Genomic DNA, 26,503 nt, shown 5'->3' with positions numbered 1-26,503 from the left:
CTTAGCTAATTATTTTTCCACTTTTCTTCGCCAAAACCTAAATACTACAGATGCACCTAAAGCGAGTGAGAGCATAACGCTTATTGCATAGTATGTACCGTTCTCACCAGAAGCAAGTGGGAGTCCGCTTGTATTCATTCCAAAAAAACCGACAACTAAATTCAGCGGTAAAAATATGGCTGATATGATTGTAAGTACATATATCATTCTGTTCATTTTATCATTTGATTTTGCATTATAAAAACTGTATAGATAATCAAGTTTTGATAGTTGTAATGTAGCTGAACGCATGGTACGTTCTAAGTGCTCGTGTATGTCCATATACTTGTTTATAGGGAAGTTTTCTTGATTTTCATAAAAGTCAATAAACTCATCCATTGTATTTGTGGTTCTAGTAAGCATACGTTCTATTCTTAGTATTTCGAGTTTAATCTCAAGCCATGAATTTAAAAAGTCTTTGTTAGTTTTATTTGCATACAGATCCTCTTCCATATCTGAGATAGATTCCTGATATTTGATAAATGATTTCAGGACTCTGTCAACTGCTTTATCAATGATCGAATAAGGTGAATCAAAAGTATTGTCAAACTCTTTAAATTCATTTTTACTTCTATCATAAAAGTAAGAATTTTGTTCACCAAATACAAAACCTAAAGATTTTGCACCGTTTTCGTTTGCTATAACTGGAAGGCGGACTATTAAAATATTGTAGCCTTCATTATCATCAAATATTGAAGGGTGTTGATCATTTTTTAGATCTTCTAAGTGTAGAGCATCTATTTGAGTTAAAATATTTTCCATATCTATTCACTTTTCATATGCACATCAACTTGAGGAAATGGAATCTCAATGTTATTTGCTCTTAGTGCATCATATATTAAAATTAAAAAGTCTGATGGTAGTGAAGGTTGTGTTAGTTTTAGGCTTCTGTTGACCCATACAATAAGTTCTAAATCAACACTGCTTGCATTCATAAGTGTCATTCTAATATCAGGTTTTTTATCTTCATCATCTCTGATATATATTAAGTCACTTTTATCAAGTGCTTCCAGAACAGCTTTTTTGACTTCTTGAATCTCACTGCCGTAAGCTACTCCAAAAGGTATGTGCAATCTTCTAATCCTATCTTCAAGAGTTAAGTTTACTACATTGTTTTGTATGAAAGATGAATTTGGAACTATAATGTCAATATTATCAAATGTTTTTATTGTAGTGGAACGTATACGCATATCTGTTACAGTACCGCTGAGAGTATCGTTAACTTCAATAATGTCTCCAATTCTAATTGTGCGTTCAAACATGATGATAATACCTGCAATCAGGTTTGAAACAACAGTTTGCAGACCAAAACCTATACCTATAGATAACGCACCTGCTATTAATGAAAGAGAACTCAGGTCTATCCCTAAAACACTTACGCCGCTTATTACAAAAACAAGTATAATGACGTAGTAACCTATATTTGAGATCAAACGCACAGTCATCATACTTACATCTTTATATTTTGATGTTGCTCTTAAAACCCATCTTTTATATAAAAATCCTAATAAAAAACCGGCTACTATATAGAGAACAGCTTCTATAAGGCTGGCTAAACTTATTGACTTTTTGTCAAACTCAAATAAAGACAGATCAAAAAAACCTTTAATTTGAGTTGTAAGATCTTCAGATGCAATCAACGATATACTTAACAATGAAATTAGTAGTAATGTTTTCAAAATAAACTCCTAAAAAATAGAAAATCCTGTTTTATTTGTAAAAAGTTCCAGTGCCATTGTACCAACAAGTGAATTGCCTTGAGCATTAAGTGCAGGCGAGAACACAGATATACCCATCATCTTAGGTACTACTGCAACTATTCCGCCTCCGACTCCACTTTTACCTGGAAGTCCGACATGAAACGCAAAGTCTCCAGATGCATCATAATGCCCACATGTAAGCATAACAGCATTTATACGTTTAGCCTGTTGTGTACTAATGTATGTTTTATCTGTAATGGGATCTACTCCATGATTAGCTAAGTATAACATAGCACGTGAGAGCATCTTGGTATTCATCTCAACCGAGCAGTGCTTAAAGTATACGTTTACCACTTCATTTACATTATTATCGAAGTTGTTAAAGCTCTTCATTAAGTTAGCAAGAGATATATTTCTAAACCCATGTTCCATCTCAGATGCAGAAACAACAGGGTTTGAATCTATAGTATGATCATCGGCAATTGATCTTATAAACTCTAACACCTCTTTATAAGCTATATCTTCATCTTTATAGTGACTCACAAGCGCATCTGTTACATTTATAGCACCTGCATTTATAAATGGGTTTCTAGGCTTACCATGTTCATATTCAAGTTGTACTAAAGAGTTAAATGGATTTCCTGATGGCTCATGTCCTAAACGTTTATATAGATCAGTACTGTAGTATTTAAGTGCAAGTGTAAAAGTAAAAACTTTTGAGATGCTCTGAATTGAAAATAGCGTGTCTGCATTGCCTACACTGTACTGTGTGCCATCAAACATAGTTATACTCATAGCAAACTGATTAGGATCTACATTAGCCAGTGCAGGAATATAGTCAGCAACTTTTCCTTCGTTTAAATACGGTTTGATCTCTTCAGAAATTTCGTTTAGTATTTTTTGGTAATCCATTTATCCTTCAGCCTCATCTGTATTTGATTTAGTAGCAGCTTTTGATGTTTTTAGTTTTATATTTTCATTTTGGTTATATGCTTGAAGCAGTTTTATAGATATCTCTCCGCGCATTTTTGAAGCTAACTTGTAGTTTACCTGATACGATATAAGTCCTATAACACCTGTTTTTAAATTGTTTAGTGTAAAAGTAATTGTATGTGGTACATTAAAACTAAGTAGAACTTCTTTTGTTATTTTCTCTATCACTTCAAAGTCGTTGTCACTTTTAAATTCAAATTCTATAAGATCGTTTATAAGCGCATCTTTTTTACGTGAGTAGTTGTAAAAAACTTTTGTAAATACATATGAATTTGGTATAAAAATAGTACGACCTACATTTTTGATCTCTTTTAGATTAGAGTAGTCTTCTATTTCATGCAGTTTGATCTTCATAAGAGATATATCCTGTATATCTCCTATTGTATGTTTAGTTTCAAACTGCACCATAATTCTGTCACCAACTCTAATCATATTGCTAAAAAAGATATATATAGAAGCGACAATATTTAAAATAACCTCACGTAAGGCTATAGTTAGAGCTGCCGCGACAACACTCAGAAAAGTTATGATGTACATAAAGTCTTCTAAATACCTAACGACTAGAGCTACTAGAATAATAGAATAAAATATAAGAGATATTATTTTTCTATGTATATGATTTATATCATTTTTGAGTTTAGTTTCAATTAACGTATATATAAATAAAAATATTCTATAAAAAGTATATACGACTACAAGTAACATAAGAGTGATAAGATGTTTTTGAAGCTTCTCGTTGTAATATTCTTCATATTTTTTATCTAGTAAATCTCTAGCATCTGTAAGATTTATGTAGGTTTTGTTGATATTTTCCAAAAACTCTTCAAAGTACTTTATATCTTCCAAAGATACAGATGAGTTTTTATTTTTTTCGTAGTAACTATTTAAAAGTGAAGATGCTTTGTTAAGTTCATTTTTCATATCTATAAGATGGTCTATCATCTTAACAAGTTTGTTTTTTGAATTTTTATAAAAATAATCGTATGCAGTAATTTCCGGTACAGAGAACTTGTACTCCTTTAAAAGCTCGTCAAAACTTTTGTTTCTCTCATATAGTTCTAGTTTTGATTTTTGTATATCTAGTCTTCTTTTTAGTTTTGCAAGCTCTTGTTGATTGTTCTTATTTTTTTTGATCTTTTGCTCTATTTTTACTATGTTATTTATGATCGTGTAGTAGTTTTTATTATTTACATACGTTTTGATCCAAATATTTTTAGAGTCCCATATGTTTTTTGATTTTTCGATGTTTTCACTCTGCTCAACAGCAAAAAGAAGTGTTGATGAAAGTAAAAGTAAATATAAAAATTTTCTCATCATTCAATAATCTCCTCATCATTAAAATCAATAAACTCACAGTTTTCAAGTGCATCTTCACAAAAGTAAAGTATCTTTTTCTCGGCAAGTGATAGCTTTTTAAAGTTTGCTATATGAAAAACTGCATCGCCTTCTTGAATTAGCGGTATCTCTGATTTACCAATTATTATACCATCATATGGAGCTTGTAGTTTATGGCTTTTGTCATTTAGAGGCTCGTTTATATATGCAATAATCTCACCTTTTTTGACGGTGTCTCCAAGACCTTTTATAGTTCTGATTACTCCGCTTTGTGATGCACGCAGCCAGCTACTGCTTCTTACTATGATTGGTAGTTTTTTAGCTTTTTGTTTTTTTTGTAGTTTTGGAAGCATCTTATTAGTTCTTAAAACATTTACTAGGCCTTTTACACCTATTCGAATACTTTGCTCATCAAATCTAAGTGCTTCGCCCGCTTCATACAAAAGTATTGGTACACCCATATCCTGAGAAGCTGATCGAAGTGAGCCGTCTCTTATCTCGGAGTGTAGAATAACAGGAGCTTCAAAAGCTTTTGCAAGCTTTAGAGTGTATGGATTTTTTATATTTGTTCTGATCTGCGGAAGGTTTGATTTATGAATAGATGCAGTATGAAGGTCGATTCCTAAATCAGATTTTTTTACAATCTCATTTAAAAAAAGATCAGCCATTCTTGATGCAAGTGAACCGTGAGTAGAACCTGGGAAATGTCTATTTAAATCACGTCTGTCTGGCAGATAACGCGATAGATTCATAACCCCGTATATATTAACTATAGGTACCAGTATTACAGTCCCTCTTAGTTTTTTTAAAATATCTAACTGGCGAAATCTTCTGATGATCTCTATACCGTTTAGCTCATCTCCATGTACGGCTGCACATATAAAAACAACAGGGCCTTCATGTTTTCCCCTCATAACCAAAACCGGCATAGTTGTAGGAGTGTTATAAAGATTTGGAAGCTCAATATTTATAGTGACATTACTACCTTTTTTTATATCAACACCACCAAGTGTCAGCTTTTTATCAGTTTGTGAAAAAAGTAGTGTCGATAAAAGAAGTAATGACAGCAGTGTTTTCATAGTTACTCGATTATCTCTTCATTGTTGAGTTCGTGAAATTCGCTTTGCTCAATAGCATCTTCTGCAAAGTATTCCATTTTATTATCGGCTAAATCAAGGTTTTTAAATTTAGCTATATGAAATACGGCATCTCCTTCTTGGATAAGCGGAATCTCAGATTTTCCTATAATAATTCCATCAAAAGGAGATAGTATTCCAAAACTGTTATCGCCTAATGGTTCATCGATATAGGCTATCACTTCATCTTGTTCAACAGTATCTCCAAGAGCTTTTATGGTTCTTAACATCCCACTCTCGACAGAGCGTATCCATCTGCTTTCTTTTGAGATGATTGGAATTTTTACGGCTCTTCTATGTGTTGATTTAGGAAGCATCTCATTTGCACGTAGTACATTGACGATCCCTTTAACTCCAATACGTATACTTTTTTCATCAAATCTGAGTGCTTCTCCAGCTTCATAAAGAAGGATTGGGACACCCATCTCCTGAGAGGTTGCACGAAGTGAACCGTCTCTTAGTTCAGAATGTAGAACTACAGGTGCTTCAAAAGCTTTTGCAAGTCTGAAAGTGTTCTCATCTTTTATATTTGTTCTGATCTGCGGAAGGTTTGACTTATGTATAGATGCAGTGTGAAGATCAATTCCCAAATCACATTTACTTACTATTTCATCAAAAAATATTTTTGCGACACGGCTTGCAAGAGAGCCTTTTGAACTACCAGGAAAACTTCTGTTTAGATCACGTCGATCTGGTAAGTAACGAGAAAGATTCATCATTCCGTAAACGTTAACGACAGGAACTAAAATAAGAGTGCCTTTTAGTTTTTTAAGAATATTCAGTTTTCTAAGACGTCTAATGATCTCTATACCGTTAAGTTCATCTCCATGTATAGCGGCACTAATAAAAACAGTAGGGCCGTTTCTTTTACCGCGTATAATTCTTACAGGTAGTTGAGTAGGTGTATTATAAAGTTTTGGAAGATCTATGTTTATGATAGTGTTTGTTCCTTTTGGAATCTCACTACCACCTATAATGAACTTCTCAGCGCCCATTTATGCTCCTATGTTATCTCTTTTAATTCTTCTTTTTTTCTTCGTATCAGATTTAGGAGTTACATTTTTTTCTATATAGTCCATTATTTTGCCCGCTATATCGATACCGGTAGATTTTTCAATCCCCTCTAAACCAGGAGATGAGTTAACTTCCATAACAAGTGGACCGCGTTTTGATGGGATCATATCAACACCACATACACCAAGTCCCATAGCTTTTGCCGCCGCCAGTGCAGTTGATTTCTCTTTGCGAGATAGCTTATGAGCCGTAGCACTTCCGCCTTGGTGAAGGTTTGATCTAAAATCACCTTCAGCACCTTGACGCTTCATAGCACCAACTACTTCACCGCCTACTACAAGTGCACGAATGTCAGCTCCGCCTGCTTCTTCAATGAACTCTTGAACAAGTAAGTTTACATCCATCCCGTAAAACGCATCAAGTACAGATTTTGCAGCTTTTTGAGTGTCTACTAAAACTACACCCACACCTTGAGTACCTTCTAAGATTTTTAAAACTAAAGGGGTCCCTCCACTTAGTGCTATAACATCTTTCGCACTTGATTTATTAGATGCAAAAACAGTTTTTGGCATGTCTACACCAAATTTTGAAAGAACCTGAAGACTTCTTAGTTTGTCTCTACTTCTTTTTATAGCTAGGTTACCAGATGTAGAAAAAACTTCCATCATCTCAAAGTGTCTAACCATCGCAGTACCGTAAAATGTACGACTTGCACCGATTCTAGGAATAATTGCATCTGGAGTAGGTAATTCCTTACCTTTGTAGTTAACTTTTAACTCACCCTTCATGATCTCAATAGAGCATTTTAGATAATCGATTACTTCAATCTCCCAACCTTTCTCTTGTCCTGCTTCAACTAGTCTTTTTGTAGAGTAAAGATCTGCATTTCTTGACAGTATATAGACTCTCATTTATTCTCCTTTTGCAATATATTCTTGAGATACGTCAACTAAAAATTTACCGTTTAAAAACTTTCTTCCTATTAGCATAGGATATTTCATATCAGCGCGATTGGTTAATGAAATAATTGTTTTATATTTTTTACCGAAAAATTCAACACTAACTTTTATTGAAGGACGTATCTGTAGTTCACCGTTTGAACTTCTAACTTTTTTGACTTTATACAGAGGCATGATCATTTTACGACCATGATAAGCTTCATGGACTTCATCAAGAAGTTTGAAGTGTACATTGTTTTCATCATCTATAAAAATGTCATCACAATGTAGGGCATTTGAATCTGCTCCCGTGTCAACTTTTGCATCTAAATTATAAAGATCCAAGTCTATAATAGAAATACACTCTTTTTTGCCAACAATCTTTTTATTAATCACTAGAAAATCTCCATACGGCTAAGTAAATAGTATTATATCAATATTTTTATGTTTTAAAGTAGTGGTTTAGAATAAACTTTTTTGTGAAGAGGCTATTGAAACAGTAGTTTGTATGTCTTCTTTTCTGTGATCGCAGCTATTATCGTTGTTGTGGCTAAATTCTTCTACAAACGAATATTTGCCCTCAAAAAATAGTTTAAATTTTTCACAATCGTAGTTGAGCGGGCATGTACAATTTGAGCAAGCTGTTTGGTCGTTCATAAATGTATTCTACTCTTATTTTATAAATTTTATTTTAACTCTAAAATATCTTCAAAGTAATTTATCCAAGCACTTATAGTTTGAAGCCTTCTGCGCTGGGTACTTTGGCTGTTCATATTATATTTGCCAAACATTTGATCGCTTATCTCTTTTTTATGTAAAAAGTTGTTCGCTATAGGTTCTGAAAATACAATCTTAGAGAGCTCTTGTAACCGCTTTTTAAAAGGCATATCAATTATCTCTTTACCTTTTTGTGTAAGTACAATGCATTCGCCTTCTTCCTTACAAACTTTTAGCCATTTTAAAACATTTAGATAGTAATCAATCTGACGTGAAACTATGTCAAATTCCAAATTTAATTCATACTTGTTTGTACACTCATTTTGAGATATTACAAACAACATATCTTGTATTTTTTCAAACTTATCAGCTTGAGGAAAAGGTACACTGCTATCTACTAAACTATCATCTATTTCTACATCATAGATGCTGAACTTAGAAGCTTTTTCCACAAACTTGAAAGCTTTCTCCTCTGCGTGATCAGCATAACCTATTTTCCCATCATAAATATAAGGAATAAATCTAAAAATATTGTTATGTAGATAAAATATATAGCTTTTTATTTTTTTTGAACCATTAAGCTCTTTTTCCCAGTAAAGCTGCGGATATAATAGTTGTCTTATGTTTATGTTATTTCTAAAACCTATTTTTGCTTCTATGAGGTGTATGCTCTCGTTACCTTCATAACCTCCGTCAACTTCGATCTGAACGCCGTCTATATTGTACGGAATGGAATCTAAATCAAACGCTAACTCTCCTCGCAAACGCCCACGTATACTTAAAAAACTCTCTTCATTGAACACTTGTTCACACATCTTAGATATGTAGGCTATGTCTAGTGCTGCACTTTCACTTTTAATGTTAAACGGATCTATTGAAGTTATATCACATGGAGGTTCAATCTCTATTATTTTTGTAGATATTTTCTCATTAATATCAATAAATGGATCGTTTTTAGCAATTCTGTATAGACCGTTTTTAATAGCAAGAATTGAGAGAGAGTTTTCTTTCATTATTGTTGGCAGGTTTTCTCTAAAATCCACCTTCGTCATTAAACGGGCTTCTTTGCCATCAACTGCTTTTATCTGATCAGCTGTAATATCTGCATAACCTTTAGAACTAACTGTATTTAAAATGTCGTACTTGTCAAATATATTGACCCAAGACTCATTGGTACTTACTTTAGTTTTTCTCATCTGAGTCAACTTTATAGTTTAGTACTACAACCTCTTTAATCTTTCCTCTTCCAGATGCTTTTGAGTTAACGGCTCTGGTTGCCATAACAGTTTTTATATCATAATCTTTGTACAGATCTAAAATATAGTCCGTGTATGAGTTTGAAAGCATAAAGTAAGCCCCAATTGAGTCTATGTAGTCACACAGCTCTTTTAGTCTCTCTTGCATCTTTGAATCAAAGCCCTGATCAGTATAAGAGGTAAAACTAGATGTTTTGTTTACCGGTACGTAAGGCGGATCGAAATATACAAAATCGCCTTTTTGAACATGTTCTTTTACAACTTCAAAATCACCTGTTTGGATCTCTGTATGTGCAAGTAGTTTAGAGCATTCTTTTAAGTTCTCTTCATCTAGCCAAGTCGGGTTTTTATACTTTCCATACGGAACGTTGTGCTGACCTTTACTGTTTACTCTATATAAACCGTTGAAGCCTGTTTTGTTAAGGTAGATAAATCTGCTGGCTTTTTGTACGTTTGAGAGGCGTTTATATTTTTTCTCATCTCGATCGAGTGCTCTCATCTCATAATAATATTCTTCAGTATTTTTATGTTTTTTAAGATCTTTGATCAGTTTGTCGGTATCGTTTTTGATCGTTGAGTAAAGGTTTGTAAGTTCGTGGTTGTAATCGCTTATGAAACTGTTATGCTGTTTCAGTGAAAAAAACAGGGCACCTCCACCAATAAAGGGCTCAAAATAACGATTATATTTTTTAGGTAAAAAACTTTTTAATTCATTGATTAACTGTCTTTTACCGCCAACCCATTTAATAACTGGTTTACTCACTTAACAAATACCTTTTTTACATACAAAATATATAAATTATTTTTTTAGAAGTGTATTTTACTATAAAAAAAAGATATTTATTATTTTATGGCAAATTGCAATATCTTAAAAAGATGATAATACGGGTAATGGACCTAAATACCCTGTATAAGCCCTAAAGTCATCATTAGTTCTTGCTTTGTCCTGATCGCTTTCTCCGTAAGGATGTTGGACAGTAGATAATATATAGTCAAACCCATGAAAATTATTATAATAATATACACCCGTTGTTTCACTACCGTATGGTGTAGTCATAATTCTAGTTAATTTTTTAGTTTTTGTATTGTATGCCCATACATTGTCGTTTTGATGACCGCTACTGCTATCTTCTCCAATTATTAGTATATTTTTGTTGTTTATATAAGTTATGTTGTCAGGATTTGCTATGTTGTTTATGTCACATGAATTGTTAGGAATATCGTCGTTTTGGATACCTTCAATCAACTTTTTCATAGATTGTGCCACGTAGGATTTTAAGTTCATCTCATACACGGCTCCACATATGTTTTTTTCTAAATTTATATGGTTGCTCCCACCTAAATCTGCACCATTTTGATCGCGTGTCATACCACCGTCAATAGAGCTTACCGATAAGTAAAGTTTGTTTTCATTGTTATTATAGGTAATGCCTTCTAATTTATTAAACTCTGTAGTCGCACCTTTTATAGCTGCATATCTTCTTGATTCTAGCCTTGAAGCGATTTTATCCATACCTTTTTTGACTTTAAGGCACTCGTATCCAAAAGATGTATTTATGGATGAGTAGTTTTTTGGACAAACTCCATCAAGCGTAATTACTGAATCAAATATATCTGTAAACTTAACTTTTGAATCTATACTTTTTTTGATTTCATTATCTGTTGCATGACCTAAGCTGATCCACTCTAAAGTTGCACCGTTTTCATTTTGTACCCATTTTGCACCGTAGAGCGTACCTCTTGAAAGATCTTCTGCTTTATCGGCTATGAACATGAACAGCCCTACATTATGACCATCATCGCTCATGTATACTGTGCGTTTATCCGGCATAATATATGCCAGTTCATGAGAAAACCTTCCCATAGAATAGTGTTTTTTAATCTCTGTATTTCCATTACTGTCTAAAATAGTGAGCTCAGGTATCCAACCGTAGTTGTATATATTTATTTTACTGGTGTCATTTCCAAAATATTTGGCCATTGGTCTTTTTACATACTCCAAAGAGGCATCAGGCTCATACTCTTCACTGCCTAAATGGCTTCCCCATGGAGTTACACTTCCTGCACACGGAACCCATAACCCTCCAATAGAGCTTAGGTCTAAACTTTTTGTACTTAAAGCTTTAAATATTCCGTTTTGCTCTCTTTGTAGTTTTGTAAGGTAAATTGCGGCAGGTGCACTTTCAAACTGTGTAAGTAAAAAGTAACTTCCTTCTTTATAATGTAAAGATGAGAAGTCATTTTTATTGCTTATAAATAGAGGTTTTCCATTTATATCTTGAACTTCACCAAAAACTCCACTTCCGATCTTGTCTCCGCTACGTGCTATGACATGGTAGTTTATGGGAAATTTTTTGTTTTTTATATTTATATATTTGCTTGATATGATCTTGTGTTTTTGAACTTCTTTCGATGAAAAACTTATATTTTCAAATAGCAGTTCATCTGCATTTAAACACTGAAAAAAAATGATGATACTTAAAATTAAAAATAAAACACGCATTTGTAGCCTTTAAAAAAATTGTTGATAGTTTATAATAATTTTATTTCATATAAAATACTATTATATTAACACAGTAAAAAACAATTTAGATTGCTTGTATATTAATATTAGTTTTGGTAATATCACTTTCAAAATATATAAACGAAGTGAGAACGAACAACATGAAAATAATTATTACTTTAATTTTTGGTTTTGCTTATCTTTTTTCTAGTCAGGCTTTTATATCATCTGAAGAGCTTAAAGATAAGTTAGGTGCAAAAAATTTAGTTATATTAGATACGACGAAAGAGGAAGTTTATAAACAAGGGCATATTCCAGGCGCTATAAGAGTTGAAGCTTCGAAGTTAAGACACAAGGTTGGAAAACATCAATTGATTAACTCCCCTAAAGAGATAGAAGCATATTTCCAATGTCTTGGGATTAATAATGACTCTGAAGTAGTTATATATGGTCACAACATAGACAAAGATCTTTTAAAAGCGAGTTATGTGGCATTAGCACTAAAAACTCACGGTTTAAAAAATATCTCTATTCTAAATGGGGGTTATCCAGACTGGGTTTCTAAATTTGAATTTGATGAACTTGTTTCTACAGAGAAAACAGTGTGCAATCAAGGTGATTTTAAAGCTAGTTTTAACCCTAATGTTTTGATCAATAAAGACTACGTGTTAAGCAAAATTGGTAAAGTAAGTATGATTGAAGCTAGACCAAGTGAATTTTTTTACGGGAAAAAACAATCTTCAGGTGTTAAAAGGTTAGGACACATTCCTAAAGCTAAAAGCAGTTATTGGAGAGATAAGTTTGATTCTGAATATAATGTAAAAAAAGACAAAGATCTAAACGCAATATATATTGATGATAATAAATTAAATGCGAACAAAGAAGTAATAGTATACTGTACTGGTGGACTTGAAGCATCTATGAACTGGTATCTGCTTACTCAGCACCTTAATTTTAAAGATGTAAAAATATATGATGCTTCTATGAGAGAGTGGGGTAATCTTGATGATACGCCACTAGAAATCTAAAAAGTAGAATACCTTGAACCAATATGCCATAAACATATATAAGTCTACAGCAATAGTAGTATTTGTATCTCTACTATTGCTATTGCTTTTTGTAGAACATTCTACTTCATATGTTTGGACAGTATTTGTACCTGTAGTGCCTGTACTTTTTTTAATATTTGGTTATTCTAAATGGAGAAAAGTATGTCCACTTGCTTTTTTAGCAAATATATCTCAAAATTTAAATTGGATAGAAAAAAAGAAACTACCTAAGTGGTTTGAAAAAAACTTTTACTACCTTCAATATTCTATACTTTTTGTTGCTTTTGCTGCAAGATTAACTGTCTTAAATTTTAATGATATTTATCTAGCAGTATTTTTTATTTTTGTAATACTTTTCGCATTTTTAACCAATCTTGTTTATGCGGGAAAAAGCTGGTGTAATTTTTTCTGTCCAGTTAGTGTTGTTGAGAAAATATACTGCGGTTCAAATTCACACTATTATGAATACAACTCTGCATGTTCAAAATGTAGTGGATGTAAAAAGAACTGTCCAGATATCGATATGGAAAGCAGTTATTGGAAAGAAGCTTTAAATGAGCAAAAAAACTATGTTTTTTATTCATTCAGCGGTCTAGTTTTAGGCTTTTATCTGTATTTTTATTTTCAGACTGGTTCATTAGAACATTACTTTTCCGGCATTTGGGCTTATAACGATGTTTCAATGTTTTCAACAGGTTTTTTCTTTGCTCCATCTATACCTGTAATTATTGCGGCACCTATAACTTTAGCAGTATTTTCATTATCTAGCTTTTATATTTTTAAGGCCGTAGAGAAGTATTTTTGGAAAAGAAGTTCTAGTAAAAATATTACATATTCTACTTTGTTACATAGAATGAGAGTTTCTGCAGCATTTATAGCATTTAATATTTTTTATATTTTTGCAGGAGCACCAGCTTACAATGAGCATCCAATACCATATGCAGTTTTTTATTTTATGGTTGTAGCAATATCGGCCGTGATTTTATACAAGGAATTTTTTAGAGAAGAGAACTACTTTATACAAGAAAGATTTGCTCTAAAACTAATAAAACAATGGGATTCAAATAAACCTATACCGACAAATCTAAAAGAGATATATTATACATATGCCAATGAGAAACAGAATAAAGAAGAAAAAAGAAAAATGTATAAGAATAGTCTTATTGACTTGATGCAGGAAGGAATCTTAACCGAAGACAGAAGTGAAATTCTTGAGAAACTTCGTGAAAATATGGGTATTTCGAAAAAAGAGCATTGGGATATATTTAGGGAGATCAGGTTAGAAAACGATGATCTTTTTAATGCGGATGTAGAAAAATCACCTACTCGTAGGTATCAGCGTCAGACCTACAAAACAATGATAGAAGATATCTTAAGTCAACACTTGGAACTAGACCATGAAATTTTAAATTCATTGCAAAAGCAGTTTCAAATCAGTAATGAAGATCATAAAAAAATAGTAGAAGACATATTGCATTCAAACGATAAGCTTGAAGCAGAGGTTATGAGTATTTTAGACGAGATGCAACTACTGGCTGTAAGCAATTTAAAACTTTATGATGATAAGTCTGCCGAAATTAATTTTTTAAAATTTGCTATTAGAGATCAGTTTAATAATATTTCTCAAGATCTTTTTACAATCTTTAATATTCTTTATGAAAAGAACTCTAAAGAGCTTAAACCATTAAAAGACACTTTAAAATATCATAATGGAGAATTGAATTTAGAGTATACACAAAGTGAATACTCTTTTATGGATGAAGCTATACTAAGTGCTATTTTAAAACTAGTGAATGCAGTAAATACTAAATATACTGTAGATGAAAATAATAATGTAGAAATTGTTAATCAGTTGTTAGAAAATAGTTCTATAGAGTTAAGTACAGTTGCTCTAATGAATTTAAAGAAATATGATTCTTCCATAATTGAAGATACAAAGTTTGAGAAGTTTAAAAACTATGGCGAAGATGTATTAAATGTTTATAATAAGGTGTTTAATAACACAGGTGTCATAACAATGTATGATCAAATGATGTATTTACATACGATACCGTTCTTTTCAAATATCACATTTCGAGAACTTAAACATCTTGCCGAGCATGCAGAATCTAGAAATTTTAAAGAGGAAGAAGTTGTCTTAGTACAAGGTGAAATTTCTAATTCTCTATATATATTATTAGACGGTGTTGTAAGAGTTCTTGTAAATGATGAAGAAGTAGCCAAACTTTCAAAAGGAAGTTACTTTGGAGAGATAGCAATAATTGCTGATGTACCAAGGACTGCTACAGTTATAGCAGACAGTGAGATAAAAACTATAAGATTATCATCAACAGAATTTAAAGCGTTTATAAAAGATAATCCAGAAATCAGTATTAGCTTGATGAAAGAGATGACATTAAGACTTTTAGAAAATAAAAAATAGGGTCTTAATATCCTATTTTTCAAACACTCCACATAACTTGAGAGAGTAAAATAATTAATATTACCAATATAAATGGTAATCTATGACTTTTAAATATAAGTGGCTGTATGCCGAAGAACACTTGCAGTATCCCTCTTAAGCCAAGCCATAGTCCTAACAGTGCTTTTATCGAGAGTATAATTTGAAAATTTGATAAGCCTGTCTCGGCTATTGGACCAAAAGTCGTATGTATTAAATATAGTCCACTTATTACTGCTGTAATAAGAGCTTTGGGAACTATAGATTTTGTAAAACCTTGAAAGTAAGCTCTTACTTCTTCATATTTTTTTTTAGAAAGAGTCTTTTGCATTCTCATTAAAATTAGATTGTCTGTAAATAGAAAACCTCCATAGATTAAAACTGAGAATATATGTAATAACTTCATACTTAAATATAACATTTTAACTTTGTCCTTCTAATTTTTGTTTTACTTCATTAGTCTCCATAAAAGTATTGTCTTTACTGTACATCTGTACATCTTTCATGACTTTTAAAAGTTTATCAGTATAAGTAGATTTATTTATTGATCTTAGTCAACTGTTGATTCATATCAAGATTAATTCTTTATGTTTTAAGTAAGATACTACCTTATTTATTACATAAGGATTAATATGAAAAATTTTACTTTAACACTTGTATTTACGCCTATATTACTTTTGGCATCATCTGATGGTTATGAAGTTTATAAAAAAAATTGCTCAACTTGTCATATAGAAACTATTTCAAAGAATGAATTTGTTAAAAATATTTCAACTATGAAAGCTCCCCCTATGATCGAAGTATCAAATCAATTAAAAAATCAAATTATGATTAAAAATGATGATGAGGATGTTCATAAAAAAGTTGTTGTACTGTTTATAAAGAATTATATTGATAACCCAAACTTAGAATATAGTTTATGTAATCCACCTGCTATAGAACGATTTGGTGTAATGCCATCTAAAAAAGGGAAACTAAATGATGAGGAAAAAGAAGCAGTTGCAGAGTGGATTTATGATAGATATGAAGGTGTACAGTTTAAGTAAATTTATTGATTGTATTTTATTGATTTATGGTGGAGCTGTGCGGAATCGAACCGCAGTCCGAAAAATAGCTACTTTTAACCTCTACATGCTTAGAAAAGTTGTTTTGTTTAACTTAGACTTCACACAACTTGCAAAGCTAGTCCAAGCGAGCCTCTGGGCAGTTCGTATTAAGTGGAGACACACCTAATATATATCTAAATGAATGGTTATACTTCGAATCTTGCCTATTTAGAATCAACAAGTGAAGCAGCCCTCCTCGTATGAGGGGTTATAAACTTAAGCTACTGCTAAAGCTGGGCGATAATTTGTATTGTTTGCGTTTAACAATGTTGAGCCGTGTAACGGAAGTGCTCAGTCCGACATGCAATCAAAAGCTACTAAGTCCCGTCGAAACCAAGTCAGCCCCTGTAGTAAAGGATGAAATTATAGCAAATAATCTATTTATATGATAGAATTCATATAAAAAAGTTAATTATGTCTAATCATCACGATCACCATTCACATCACCACCATCATCATCACCATGATGTCAGCGGAAAAAATCTTTTTATAACCGTAATTCTAAACGTAATTATTACGGTAGCTCAGATCATTGGAGGATTGTTATCAGGGTCGTTGGCACTTCTTAGTGATGCCGTGCACAATCTTAGCGATGTTGTATCTCTTCTTATAGCTTACTGGGCAAATCAACTCTCAAAACGTCCAGGAAATTTGAGAAAAACTTTTGGGTACCATAGAGCGGAGATCATAGCGGCTCTTTTTAACTCATCTGTTTTGATCGCTATCTCTGTATATCTGATCTTTGAAGCGATCAACAAACTATATAATCCGGAACCTATCAACTCTTTTTGGGTGATTATACTTGGACTTCTAGGGATCGTAGTAAATGCGCTTAGTGTTTTCATAATTAAAGACGATGCACACTCAAACATGAATATGAAAGCAGCATACCTACACCTTTTAGCAGATGCTATGACATCTTTTGCTGTAGTTGTCGGCGGTGTATTAATGTACTACTTTAACCTTTTATGGGTTGACTCCGTGATCACTATTATAATCGCTTTGTATCTTATTTGGGCTTCGTACGCTTTAGTAAAAGGTTCCTTGTCTGTTCTTATGCAGTTTGTGCCAGAGGAATTAGAAGTTGATGAGATTGTGAAAACAATAACTCAGCTTGAAGATATAGACAATGTCCATCATGTTCATGTATGGCAATTAGATGACAACAGAATCCATCTTGAAGCACACCTAAACTTTTGTAAAAACATATCTATACAAGAGTCTACAAATGTGATCAATGTACTTGAGAAACAACTAGGGGAGTTGTATGGGATCTCTCATGTTACGTTTCAGTGTGAATATAACAGGTGTGAAAACACAGATATTATAAAAAATCAGTTTGCCCACTAGTTAAAGAAAAATATCTATACCTAACTCTTGAGCATACTGCTTACCTTTTTTGGTAAGTTCTATTACGTTTGAAGCATCTATGTCGATCAGCTCATAAAAACGCATCTCTTTTATCAGATCTAAAAATCTGTCTTTATCAAGGTTTATAAGTTTAAAAACCGATGTCAAATTTATTGGCGTAGCACGTGCGATCATGTAAAATGTCTGCAATGAGTGTTCGCGCTCAAAAATATCTTTGTATCTAGCAAGAAGTTTGTTGATCTTTATAGTTCTTAATATATCTTTTTCATCTAAATCATATTGTGAAAAATCAAATTCACGCTCTAACTCTGCAACTATCAGTGCATCAGGATCGTTAATGTCTACTTTTTGGTATTCCATAATTTCTCCAATATTGTTCTATCTAAAAGTATATGAGCAAAAAAAGTTCCGAAACTGTCGTGTTGTTTTATGGCATTAAAAAATAAGTGCTAGAATAAAAAATTAAAAAAATTTGGAGTCCCTATGCAAAATAAATTTTTAGATGCCATGATGTTTAGACATGCGTGCAAAGAGTTTGATGATTCAAAAAAAATAACTGATGAAGATTTCAACTCCATTTTAGAGATGGGAAGGCTGAGCCCAAGCTCATTTGGTTTTGAGCCTTGGAAGTTTTTAGTAGTTCAAAACAAAAACTTAAGAGAGAAACTAAAAGAGTTTACATGGGGTGCACAAGGTACACTGCCGACTGCAAGTCACTATGTGATCATCTTAGCTAGAAAGAAAAACTCTATGATCTACTCTAGCGAATATATACAACACATGATGAGTGATACTCATAAACTACCAAAAGATGCAATAGAAATGAGAGGTCAGTTTTATGAGAAGTTTCAAAAAGAAGATTTTAATCTTTTAGAGAGTGACAGGGCGATATTTGACTGGGCTTCTAAACAAACATACATAGCTATGGCGAACATGATGACTGGAGCAGCTTTCATGGGTATAGACTCTTGTCCTATTGAGGGTTTTGATGCAAAAAAAGCAGAAGAGTTTTTATCTTCTGAATTAAATATAGATACAAATGAATTTGGTCTATCCGTAATGGTAGCTTTTGGATACAGAAAGAACTCCCAAAATGAAAAAACCAGACAAAGTTTAGATGAGGTAGTTGTAAACTACTTCTAGTCGGTATTAAAACTTATATTTGAATTTTTTCAATTTATCTACGTGCAGGGGTTTACTATATAAGAATCCCTGTACCAGTTCACATCCGTTTTCTTCTAAGAATTTTTCTTGTTCTTTTGTTTCAACTCCCTCGGCAATAACTTTTAAGTTCATGTTTTTTGCAAGGTTTATGATTGATTGTGTAATTGTTTTGTCATCATCATCTGTAAATATGTCATCGATAAATGATTTGTCAATTTTCAGTTTTGATATTGGAAGCTGTTTTAAATAAGACAGTGAAGAAAAACCTGTACCAAAGTCATCTAAGCTGATTGAAATATTCATATTTTTAATATCGTTTAATATATTTACAGCTTCATTAATGTCCTCAATAAAGAAACTCTCTGTGATCTCAAATTCTATCAATGAAGGGTCACAATTTGTTTTATCTAGTAAATCTTTTACATTAGATAAAAACTCATGATCTTTGAGTTGTTTTGTAGAGATGTTTATCGCTATTTTGTCAAAGTTTCTACCGTCTTTTTGCCATTGTACAGCCTGCAAAAATACACTTTCTAAAATAATTTTTCCTATATCTATAATCAAGCCTGTCTGCTCAGCAATAGGTATAAACTTATTTGGAGAAATTATTGAACCATCAGGATCAAACCATCTAACTAGAGCTTCAAATCCGACAACACTTTTTGAAGTTAAGTTGATTTGAGGTTGGTAATATACTCTAAACTCTTTATTTTTTATAGCCTCTCTGAGTTTTGTTTCTATGACAACTCTCTCATACGCTTTTTGCGTCATTGACTGTGTATAAAAACTGTATGTATTTCTACCATTTTCTTTAGCCTTGTACATAGCTGCATCTGCATTTTTTAGTAATTCTTGAGCAGTATCACCATTTTCAGGGTATACACTGATCCCTATACTAGCTGCACTATAGAGTTTGTTGTCTTTATATTTATAAGGTTGTTGCAGTTTGTGCAATATTTTTTGTACCAGGTCTACAATTTCATTGATATTATGAATACCTTCTAAAATCATCGTAAATTCATCACCGCCTAGTCTTGAAACAGTGTCACTTTTTCTTATATCACTTTGTAGTCTTTTAGCTGTTTCTTGTAAAATATAATCCCCTGCGTCATGTCCTAGGGAATCATTGATCTCTTTAAAATGGTCTAAGTCAATAAAAAGGAGTGCTACATGATTTTTATATCTTTGGGCAGTTTTAATTGAACGTTTAAGTCTGTCGGCAAATAGTACTCTGTTAGGGAGTAGTGTTAGAGAATCGTAATGTGCCTGATAGTCAAGTTCATTTTTCTGCTCTTCAAGTAGTTTTTGATTATTTAAATGTTCTGTAATGTTGTGTCCGAGTTCCACTATGGCATATAGCTCATTATCTTTATTATAAAGAGGTGTGGTAGAGAGCTCTATGTAATGTTCTTCACCTTCTGGTGTTAAGTGTCTATGAATCATTTGAACACTTTTGTTTTTTTCAAAAGTTTGAGTTAGAGGGCATGGGTGGGTGTCACCTTCACAAGGGTGGTCTTGATGATGTGACATCTCATAGCATTTAGGATTGTTTAGATCTTTTATTATACTTTTACTACTGAATCTTTTTGCATAATCATTAGCTAAAAGAACATTAAAGTCTTTATCTATAACCATAATGGATTCGTTTATACCGTTGATTATATTTTGTAAAAAGGCATGTTGCTGTTCAAGTTCTGTATTTTTTTCTTCTACCTCTTTAGAGAGTAGTTTGTTTTGCAGTTCTGTTTTTTCTTTGTAGTGCTTAGAATTGATCAATAGTATAATTAAAAATATACCTATAACAAGCAAGAATATAAAAGCTAATATTGAATTATGGTAAAAGTATATATAACCTAAATCTATAGTGTCTAAAGGATGAAATAAAACAAAATAACCCATATCCTTTCCAAGAACGTCTTTTTGTTTATAAATAGTAATAAATTTATTGTTTTTACTATCAGTAATATAATCATTTTTATTGTTTATAAGTTTTTCAATACCGTATGTTTTAATATATTGTTGATTTGAATATGATGCATTTAGGTTTGCTATGTAGTAATCATCTATAAACATCTTTGTGAATGGTTTTTTGATTTGTTTTTTATAAGATTTATCAACTAAAATTACAGGTTCAAATCCAATGTCTTTTAACTGGTTTGCAACTGAATTGAATTTTGCTACTACATCTATAGTCCCCATGAATTTTTTATTATCAAATATAGGTACCATTGCTTTAAATGTCATATCAAACAAACCTGTACTTATAGTAGATTTTATTTTCGGATCTTTTAACATCTGCACTATATCTTTACGTATCTTTTTTAGATCATCACCACGTTTTTTGGTCCAACTTCTATATACGCTTATACCGTTCATATCACTAATCTGAATCCATATGTTTTTATATGCTGTATTCTTTTGAAGTTCTTTAGAAAAACTGTCTAAGTTAAGTTCTTCTATTCTTGAGTGTTTAATAGCATCTATATACTTATGATCATTAGCTAAAGATAGTGCTATAAATAATATAGCTTCGCTTTTTGCATCAATGTATGATTTTGTAGAAGTTTTAATTTCGTTTGCTACATATGAATATTTTTCTTCAACTAATGCTTTTGTACGGATATTTAATATGAAATCACTTGCTACTAGGGTTATTATCAATATAGCTATAGAAATAAATATATTTTGTGGTTTTAGTTGTTTTAACATTATTTATACACCATCGTTAACTGGATCCTTGCGATATTATCAGTATTATTTAAAATTCTCTGGGCAGCATCGTTATGTGGTGCAGAAGCTTTGGCAAAAGTATAGTTGAAATCAATCCTATTAAAACCTTTGAACTTATATGAAATACCAAGTGTAGTATTTTTAAAGACTCTTTTTTTAGCACTTATGTTTTTCATTCTGTTAAACTGATCATATCTAGCTAAAAGCTCTATTTTTGGAATTACTTTATATTGGCTAGATAGATAGTAACCATCAGCCTTGCTACTTTCATCTGCTTCTATTTCAAAATGCCATTCATCTTTATTTGGCAGTGAATCTATATCTTTAGCCCCTGTATATATCATACCTTTTCCCCTTACATACTCACTATCAACTCTTAAGGTCCCGTCATAGTAAGTAAACCCAAGTCCGTATCTTTCTCTATCAAAAAGTTTATCAAGAAGTTTTCTTTTACCTTTTTGATACCACATATAAAGTTTAAAAGACTCTAGATTATAACCTTTTCCTTCTCCAAAAATATTTTCATATGCACTGTAGATATAGTGCGTAGGATGTGAAGAGTTGGTGTTTTCCATCTGTAGCCCACTACCTTGACCTAGCATATAAGCATACGATATTGAGTTTTTTTTATCTATATTAAGTTTTTGAAAAAGCTCTATCCCTGTATCTCTATATGCACCTACTGAATGTGCAGGCTCTCCAAGATAGGTAGTAGAATTAATGCTCTTTGGAGATATGAATCGCTCTAAAAGGAGCTGATCACTCATTGTTGTAAACTGTATGAATGGGGATGCAAATCTGGTCATTAAACCCTCTTCACTACCAGGGTATTTAAATTTTCCAACTCTAATATTTACAGGTAGGTATCTAAACGTTGCTGATAGATCAGTCAGATAACTGTGTTGTCTGTGCCCGGCAGGATTTGTTATACCGTTTTCTGCAAATTCAGTGAGTATAAAATAGTTGATCTTATTATCACTTACCAGTTTACCTCTTAGTCCACCTCTCAGCCTTGCAATGATTAATGATTCTTGTTCTTCTAAAGAGGGCTTATTCATTGAAAACGGAGTTTTGTTTATTCCACCGGGTTCATAGATATTTCCATAGTTGTTTATATATCTTAATTGTCCAAATCCCCAAAGATTATGATCTTTCGCATCTTGCTTTTCAGTACCTTGGATCATCAGCCAGTTTGAAGCATATAGGTTAAAAGTAATAATGGTTAAAAGTAATAATAATTTAAACATAGTCTATTTTAGCGAAGCTATTATTACTTAAAGTTTAATTTTATAATGTGATAGTTTATTTATGTTTTATGAAAAGTGGTGGCCTGTCTCGGAATCGAACCAAGGACACAATGATTTTCAGTCATTTGCTCTACCGACTGAGCTAACAGGCCATTAAATAAATGTATAGAAAAGTTTTTAAAAGTGGTGGCCTGTCTCGGAATCGAACCAAGGACACAATGATTTTCAGTCATTTGCTCTACCGACTGAGCTAACAGGCCATCTTTTAAAGGTCGAAATTATATACTCTGAGGGCTGAATATTAGCTTATGCCATTTTATTTTAAAGGAATTGACCATTTTTTATAAAAAGCTACTAGTCTAAGTGCTACTCCAAATACAAATAATATACTTAATGTAAATATATTAACGTAGTTCAGAGCATTGAGAATAAAAATAATAGTAGCGATGAGAAGGGCTATAGTTCCGTAAAAACCGCTTTTAAATACAAAAGGTACTTCATTTATTATGACATCCCTTACAATACCTCCACCAACGGCAGTTATAAACGATATTGCAAGCACACCGGTAAAATTTAGATTGTACTCTATTGCGATGAGTGCACCGCTTATACTAAAAGATATAAGTCCTATGGAATCACTTAAAATGAAGTAAGGTTTATTTTCGATTGAGTTGCGTTTATGAAATTTGAACAAAATCATAATGATCATTACACTTAAAACAATGATACCTGGGTAATCATGTGTAAAGGTAAAAGGCGTTGTTCCTACTGAGATGTCACGGATTATCCCTCCGCCAAGGGCTGTTAAAAAAGTAGAGATCAAAACACCAAGTAGATCAAGGTTTGCACGAGATGCTATAAAAAAACCACTCATGGCAAAAGCGACAATACCAATGTATTCAGCTAGTTCAAACACTTTTTTAAACCCTCTATGATCGTTTTGGCTTCAAGTTGTTTAATCTTTTTTTCTAAAGACTCTACACTCTCTTGATCATCTAAGTTTATCTTATTTTGTAAGATTATTTCACCATCATCATATACATCATTAACATAATGAAGGGTACAACCGCTTATTTTGTCTTTGTTTTTTATAACTGCTTCATGTACAAAACGACCGTACATCCCTTTTCCACCGTATTTTGGAAGCAGGGAAGGATGGGAGTTTATAACTTTGAAGTTACTTGTCAAATCTGAAGATATTTTTTTCATATAACCAGATAGATAGATCATAGAACAGTTTTTATCATTTATAAGATCATATATCTTTTGATCAGGATCTGGCTCAGTTTTAGAGTTAATAAGATAACACTCAATTCCTCTCTCTTTTGCTTTTTGAAGTGCAAGAGAATCTGAGTTGTTAGATATTAAAAGTTCTATAGATATATTTAACTCTTTTGCATTTTCATAAATAGTGTCAAAACCGCTTCCGTTGTGTGAAGCTAGTATAGCAATTTTAGTCATCTATATCTTAGCTACAGAGTCCTTGAACTCGTTACCTCTATGGGCGTATGAAGTGTATTCATCAAGTGAAGCAGCAGCAGGTGAGAGCAGGGCAACCTGATTGTCTTTTAAATCAAGATCTATTTTCTCAACGGCATCTATAAGGTTTTTACACTTTACAAAATCTACATTGTATTTTTCAGCCAATATAGATAGTCTGTCTTTATTTGAACCTATATTGTAGATCTTAACATTATAGTTTTTAAGTGCGTCAAAAAGCTCGCTTAGATCAACACCCTTGTCATCACCGCCTACGATCAGATGAATATATGAATCTTTATACCTATTTAATGCAGCTATAGTCGCGTCAATATTTGTAGCTTTTGTGTCATTAACCCAAAGTCTGCCTTTTGAGTCTCTGAACTCTTCTTGGCGATGCGGGTCAAGTTCAAACGAGTTTATTTTCTCATAATCAATGCGATCAAACAGAATTTTATCAACAGCCATTGCCAAAAGTGCGTCGGCTAAAAAAGCGCCTTTAAATTTTACTTTTTCAGTATCTATGCCAAAGAGACCAGCTAAGTCATTTTCATCCTCATAAGTGATCAGATGAGCAGATGTTTTAAGATCTGAATATTTTTTAGGAACGATTGCAACTTCACCTTCATTCATGCTTCTTATAGGTTTTAGTTTCGCTTCTTCATACTCTTCCATACTTCCGTGCCAAGATAGATGATCTGGTCTTATAGGAAGGAGCACATAGATGTTTGGAGTAGCTTTATTTGTGTAGTGCATTGTAAATGAACTTGTCTCTAAAATCCATATCTTTGAATCTTTGTCAAGGTCTGCCAGAGGTGTACCTATATTTCCACCTGCAACACTTCCATTTTCTTTTAAAAGGTGCTGCATCATCTGTGTAGTAGTAGTTTTTCCGTTTGTACCGCTGATCCAGATCTTTAAAGGTTTTGAGTCTGCAAATAGATCATATTCGCTTTGAATGTTTTTAGCTTTTTTTATAAGTGGATTAAATGGCGGTATCCCAGGACTTGGTATTTCTAAATCAGAGTAGTTCTCATTAAACTCAGATGATGGTAGGACTTTAAAGCCATTTTCATCCGTAAAAGGTTTGTTGCATTTGTCATCGTAAAACACGGCATTTGTAAATAGCTTTGCCAGAGAACGTGTAGTACCGCCGTAACCAAACAGTGAAACTTTTTGCATTATCTGATCTTTAAAGTGATTAGTGCGATTATGTTAGATAAAGCAGATATGATCCAAAATCTAACGATGATCTTATTTTCAGCCCAGTTTTTCATCTCAAAATGGTGATGAATTGGTGCCATTAAAAACACCCTTTTTTTACGCAGTTTGTAGCTTCCAACTTGAAGTATTACAGATAGTGTTTCTATAACGAAAATTGAACCGATCAGAAGAAGTAAAATCTCACTTTTTGTGATGATCGCAAGATATCCTAGAAAAGCCCCGATTGTAAGTGAACCACTGTCACCCATAAAAACTTCCGCAGGGTGGCAGTTGTGCCATAAAAACCCTGTTAGTGCACCCATAAGTGCAGTTGAAATTATACTTACTTCACCAACATCAAAATTTGGCATTAAAAGGTATTCACTGATTTTTGCATGACCTGTAATGTATATGATGATCGAAAAAGTGCTAAGTGCCATAATAGAAGGAACCGTAGCTAAACCGTCAAGCCCGTCTGTTAAGTTAACGGCATTTGAAGCAGCTATTATAACTATGATCCATAAAAGTATAGAGTATCCACCCATATCAAGAACAGGTGTTTTTATAAACGGCACGTAAAGGTCTGTGTTAAACTCAACAAAGATACATAAAAAACAAGCGATAATCAGACCTGAGACTATTTGTAAAAATAGTTTTGTTCTTGCTTTAAGTCCGGCTAGGTTTTCATTCTTTTTGATCTTTGCATAATCATCTTGAAAACCTATAAGTGAGAAAAGAACAAGTGTTAATAATGCTCCCAGAGCATAAAAGTTGGAAAAATCAATAGTTAAAATAGAAGCTAATATAGTTGATGAGATAAAAACTATTCCACCCATTGTAGGAGTAGAAGCTTTTTCTTGGTGACGCTCAGGTGCCCAGTTATTGATCGGCTGTGTACTTGAAGTTTTTTGTGCCCAGCGAATAAACTTCGGCATTAAAAATAGTACAAAAAATAAAGCTAGGAAAAAAGAGACACCAGCGCGAATTGTGATGTATCCAAAGAGGTTAATGTTTAAAGTTTCGTATAGCCAATAAAGCAAAATATTTATCCCTTATCCAAATTAAAAGCATGATTATAGTATA

Annotated in this window: 25 protein-coding genes, 2 tRNA genes and 1 other RNA gene; 5 read left to right on the top strand and 23 right to left on the bottom strand. The window is 32.6% G+C overall.

Annotated elements, in window-relative coordinates:
• Positions 1-9: 9 nt before the first annotated feature.
• The 12 genes from ABZA65_RS00480 to ABZA65_RS00425 form a co-directional block, all read right to left on the bottom strand.
• Entirely contained in the window at positions 10-801 is a 792-nt protein-coding gene (locus ABZA65_RS00480; RefSeq protein ID WP_373069460.1) for a magnesium transporter CorA family protein, read from the bottom strand.
• Positions 802-803: 2 nt separating this feature from the next.
• Complete coding sequence (locus tag ABZA65_RS00475; RefSeq protein WP_373069458.1) at positions 804-1,718, bottom strand: mechanosensitive ion channel family protein; 915 nt, start codon at positions 1,716-1,718, stop codon at positions 804-806.
• A gap of 9 nt (positions 1,719-1,727) precedes the next feature.
• On the bottom strand, positions 1,728-2,651 hold the full coding sequence (locus ABZA65_RS00470) for a glutaminase (RefSeq protein WP_373069456.1): 924 nt from the start codon (positions 2,649-2,651) through the stop codon (positions 1,728-1,730).
• Positions 2,652-4,049: a mechanosensitive ion channel domain-containing protein gene (locus tag ABZA65_RS00465; RefSeq protein WP_373069454.1), complete on the bottom strand. Its 1,398-nt coding sequence runs from the start codon at positions 4,047-4,049 to the stop codon at positions 2,652-2,654.
• On the bottom strand, positions 4,046-5,146 hold the full coding sequence (locus ABZA65_RS00460) for a succinylglutamate desuccinylase/aspartoacylase family protein (protein WP_373069452.1): 1,101 nt from the start codon (positions 5,144-5,146) through the stop codon (positions 4,046-4,048). Before ABZA65_RS00460 ends, ABZA65_RS00465 begins: the two co-directional genes overlap by 4 nt.
• 2 nt (positions 5,147-5,148) lie before the next feature.
• Entirely contained in the window at positions 5,149-6,198 is a 1,050-nt protein-coding gene (locus ABZA65_RS00455; RefSeq protein ID WP_373069450.1) for a succinylglutamate desuccinylase/aspartoacylase family protein, read from the bottom strand.
• Positions 6,199-7,128, bottom strand: coding sequence for a 30S ribosomal protein S6--L-glutamate ligase (rimK, locus tag ABZA65_RS00450; RefSeq protein WP_373069448.1), 930 nt, complete (start codon positions 7,126-7,128; stop codon positions 6,199-6,201).
• Positions 7,129-7,551: an ATP-dependent zinc protease gene (locus ABZA65_RS00445; protein ID WP_373069446.1), complete on the bottom strand. Its 423-nt coding sequence runs from the start codon at positions 7,549-7,551 to the stop codon at positions 7,129-7,131.
• 66 nt (positions 7,552-7,617) lie between these two features.
• Positions 7,618-7,812: a hypothetical protein gene (locus ABZA65_RS00440; RefSeq protein ID WP_373069444.1), complete on the bottom strand. Its 195-nt coding sequence runs from the start codon at positions 7,810-7,812 to the stop codon at positions 7,618-7,620.
• Between the two features lie 29 nt (positions 7,813-7,841).
• On the bottom strand, positions 7,842-9,068 hold the full coding sequence (locus ABZA65_RS00435; protein WP_373069442.1) for a hypothetical protein: 1,227 nt from the start codon (positions 9,066-9,068) through the stop codon (positions 7,842-7,844).
• A complete protein-coding gene (locus ABZA65_RS00430; RefSeq protein WP_373069440.1) occupies positions 9,055-9,891 on the bottom strand; it encodes a DNA adenine methylase in 837 nt (278 codons plus the stop codon). The genes ABZA65_RS00435 and ABZA65_RS00430 overlap by 14 nt, the downstream gene beginning before the upstream one ends.
• Before the next feature lie 105 nt (positions 9,892-9,996).
• Positions 9,997-11,631, bottom strand: a complete 1,635-nt coding sequence (locus tag ABZA65_RS00425; RefSeq protein WP_373069438.1) for a PhoX family phosphatase — start codon at positions 11,629-11,631, stop codon at positions 9,997-9,999.
• A gap of 161 nt (positions 11,632-11,792) precedes the next feature.
• On the opposite strand from ABZA65_RS00425, the gene ABZA65_RS00420 reads away from it, so the two are divergent.
• Positions 11,793-12,659, top strand: coding sequence for a sulfurtransferase (locus tag ABZA65_RS00420; protein ID WP_373069436.1), 867 nt, complete (start codon positions 11,793-11,795; stop codon positions 12,657-12,659).
• Positions 12,660-12,672: 13 nt separating this feature from the next.
• The gene (locus ABZA65_RS00415) at positions 12,673-15,102 is read left to right on the top strand and encodes a cyclic nucleotide-binding domain-containing protein (protein ID WP_373069434.1); all 2,430 of its coding nucleotides are present in this window, start codon (positions 12,673-12,675) and stop codon (positions 15,100-15,102) included.
• A gap of 19 nt (positions 15,103-15,121) precedes the next feature.
• Here ABZA65_RS00415 and ABZA65_RS00410 read toward each other — a convergent pair whose 3' ends face one another.
• Positions 15,122-15,526 carry a hypothetical protein gene (locus ABZA65_RS00410; RefSeq protein ID WP_373069432.1) on the bottom strand — a complete coding sequence of 135 codons (405 nt, stop codon included), beginning with the start codon at positions 15,524-15,526 and terminating at the stop codon, positions 15,122-15,124.
• 226 nt (positions 15,527-15,752) lie between these two features.
• Here ABZA65_RS00410 and ABZA65_RS00405 point away from each other — a divergent pair, with 226 nt between their 5' ends.
• The gene (locus tag ABZA65_RS00405) at positions 15,753-16,166 is read left to right on the top strand and encodes a cytochrome c (protein ID WP_373069430.1); all 414 of its coding nucleotides are present in this window, start codon (positions 15,753-15,755) and stop codon (positions 16,164-16,166) included.
• A 27-nt stretch (positions 16,167-16,193) separates the two neighbouring features.
• Here ABZA65_RS00405 and ssrA read toward each other — a convergent pair.
• Positions 16,194-16,572: a transfer-messenger RNA gene (ssrA, locus tag ABZA65_RS00400) on the bottom strand.
• A gap of 68 nt (positions 16,573-16,640) precedes the next feature.
• Here ssrA and ABZA65_RS00395 point away from each other — a divergent pair.
• On the top strand, positions 16,641-17,576 hold the full coding sequence (locus ABZA65_RS00395; RefSeq protein ID WP_373069426.1) for a cation diffusion facilitator family transporter: 936 nt from the start codon (positions 16,641-16,643) through the stop codon (positions 17,574-17,576).
• Here the strand turns inward: ABZA65_RS00395 and ABZA65_RS00390 are convergent, their stop codons facing one another.
• Positions 17,577-17,957 carry a hypothetical protein gene (locus tag ABZA65_RS00390; RefSeq protein ID WP_373069424.1) on the bottom strand — a complete coding sequence of 127 codons (381 nt, stop codon included), beginning with the start codon at positions 17,955-17,957 and terminating at the stop codon, positions 17,577-17,579.
• A gap of 123 nt (positions 17,958-18,080) precedes the next feature.
• On the opposite strand from ABZA65_RS00390, the gene ABZA65_RS00385 reads away from it, so the two are divergent.
• Complete coding sequence (locus ABZA65_RS00385; RefSeq protein ID WP_373069422.1) at positions 18,081-18,740, top strand: NAD(P)H-dependent oxidoreductase; 660 nt, start codon at positions 18,081-18,083, stop codon at positions 18,738-18,740.
• Positions 18,741-18,746: 6 nt separating this feature from the next.
• Here the strand turns inward: ABZA65_RS00385 and ABZA65_RS00380 are convergent, their stop codons facing one another.
• From ABZA65_RS00380 to mraY, 8 genes are all read right to left on the bottom strand, one after another.
• Positions 18,747-21,470 (bottom strand): EAL domain-containing protein, encoded by a 2,724-nt coding sequence (locus ABZA65_RS00380; RefSeq protein ID WP_373069420.1) that lies wholly within the window; start codon positions 21,468-21,470, stop codon positions 18,747-18,749.
• Positions 21,470-22,738: a hypothetical protein gene (locus ABZA65_RS00375; RefSeq protein ID WP_373069418.1), complete on the bottom strand. Its 1,269-nt coding sequence runs from the start codon at positions 22,736-22,738 to the stop codon at positions 21,470-21,472. Before ABZA65_RS00375 ends, ABZA65_RS00380 begins: the two co-directional genes overlap by 1 nt.
• 76 nt (positions 22,739-22,814) lie before the next feature.
• Positions 22,815-22,890, bottom strand: a tRNA-Phe gene (locus tag ABZA65_RS00370).
• Between the two features lie 32 nt (positions 22,891-22,922).
• Positions 22,923-22,998: transfer RNA gene (locus ABZA65_RS00365), tRNA-Phe, on the bottom strand.
• Positions 22,999-23,054: 56 nt separating this feature from the next.
• The gene (locus ABZA65_RS00360) at positions 23,055-23,654 is read right to left on the bottom strand and encodes a trimeric intracellular cation channel family protein (RefSeq protein ID WP_373069416.1); all 600 of its coding nucleotides are present in this window, start codon (positions 23,652-23,654) and stop codon (positions 23,055-23,057) included.
• On the bottom strand, positions 23,642-24,199 hold the full coding sequence (locus ABZA65_RS00355) for a formyltransferase family protein (RefSeq protein WP_373069414.1): 558 nt from the start codon (positions 24,197-24,199) through the stop codon (positions 23,642-23,644). Before ABZA65_RS00355 ends, ABZA65_RS00360 begins: the two co-directional genes overlap by 13 nt.
• Complete coding sequence (gene murD / locus ABZA65_RS00350; protein ID WP_373069412.1) at positions 24,200-25,399, bottom strand: UDP-N-acetylmuramoyl-L-alanine--D-glutamate ligase; 1,200 nt, start codon at positions 25,397-25,399, stop codon at positions 24,200-24,202. It abuts the gene before it with no gap.
• Positions 25,399-26,460 (bottom strand): phospho-N-acetylmuramoyl-pentapeptide-transferase, encoded by a 1,062-nt coding sequence (mraY, locus tag ABZA65_RS00345; RefSeq protein WP_373069410.1) that lies wholly within the window; start codon positions 26,458-26,460, stop codon positions 25,399-25,401. Before mraY ends, murD begins: the two co-directional genes overlap by 1 nt.
• Positions 26,461-26,503: the final 43 nt, after the last annotated feature.

The sequence above is a fragment of the Sulfurimonas sp. genome (assembly GCF_041583195.1).
Lineage (GTDB): Bacteria > Campylobacterota > Campylobacteria > Campylobacterales > Sulfurimonadaceae > Sulfurimonas.
Note: the sequence above shows the minus strand (reverse complement) of the source record. Positions and strands in the feature narration are given on the sequence as shown.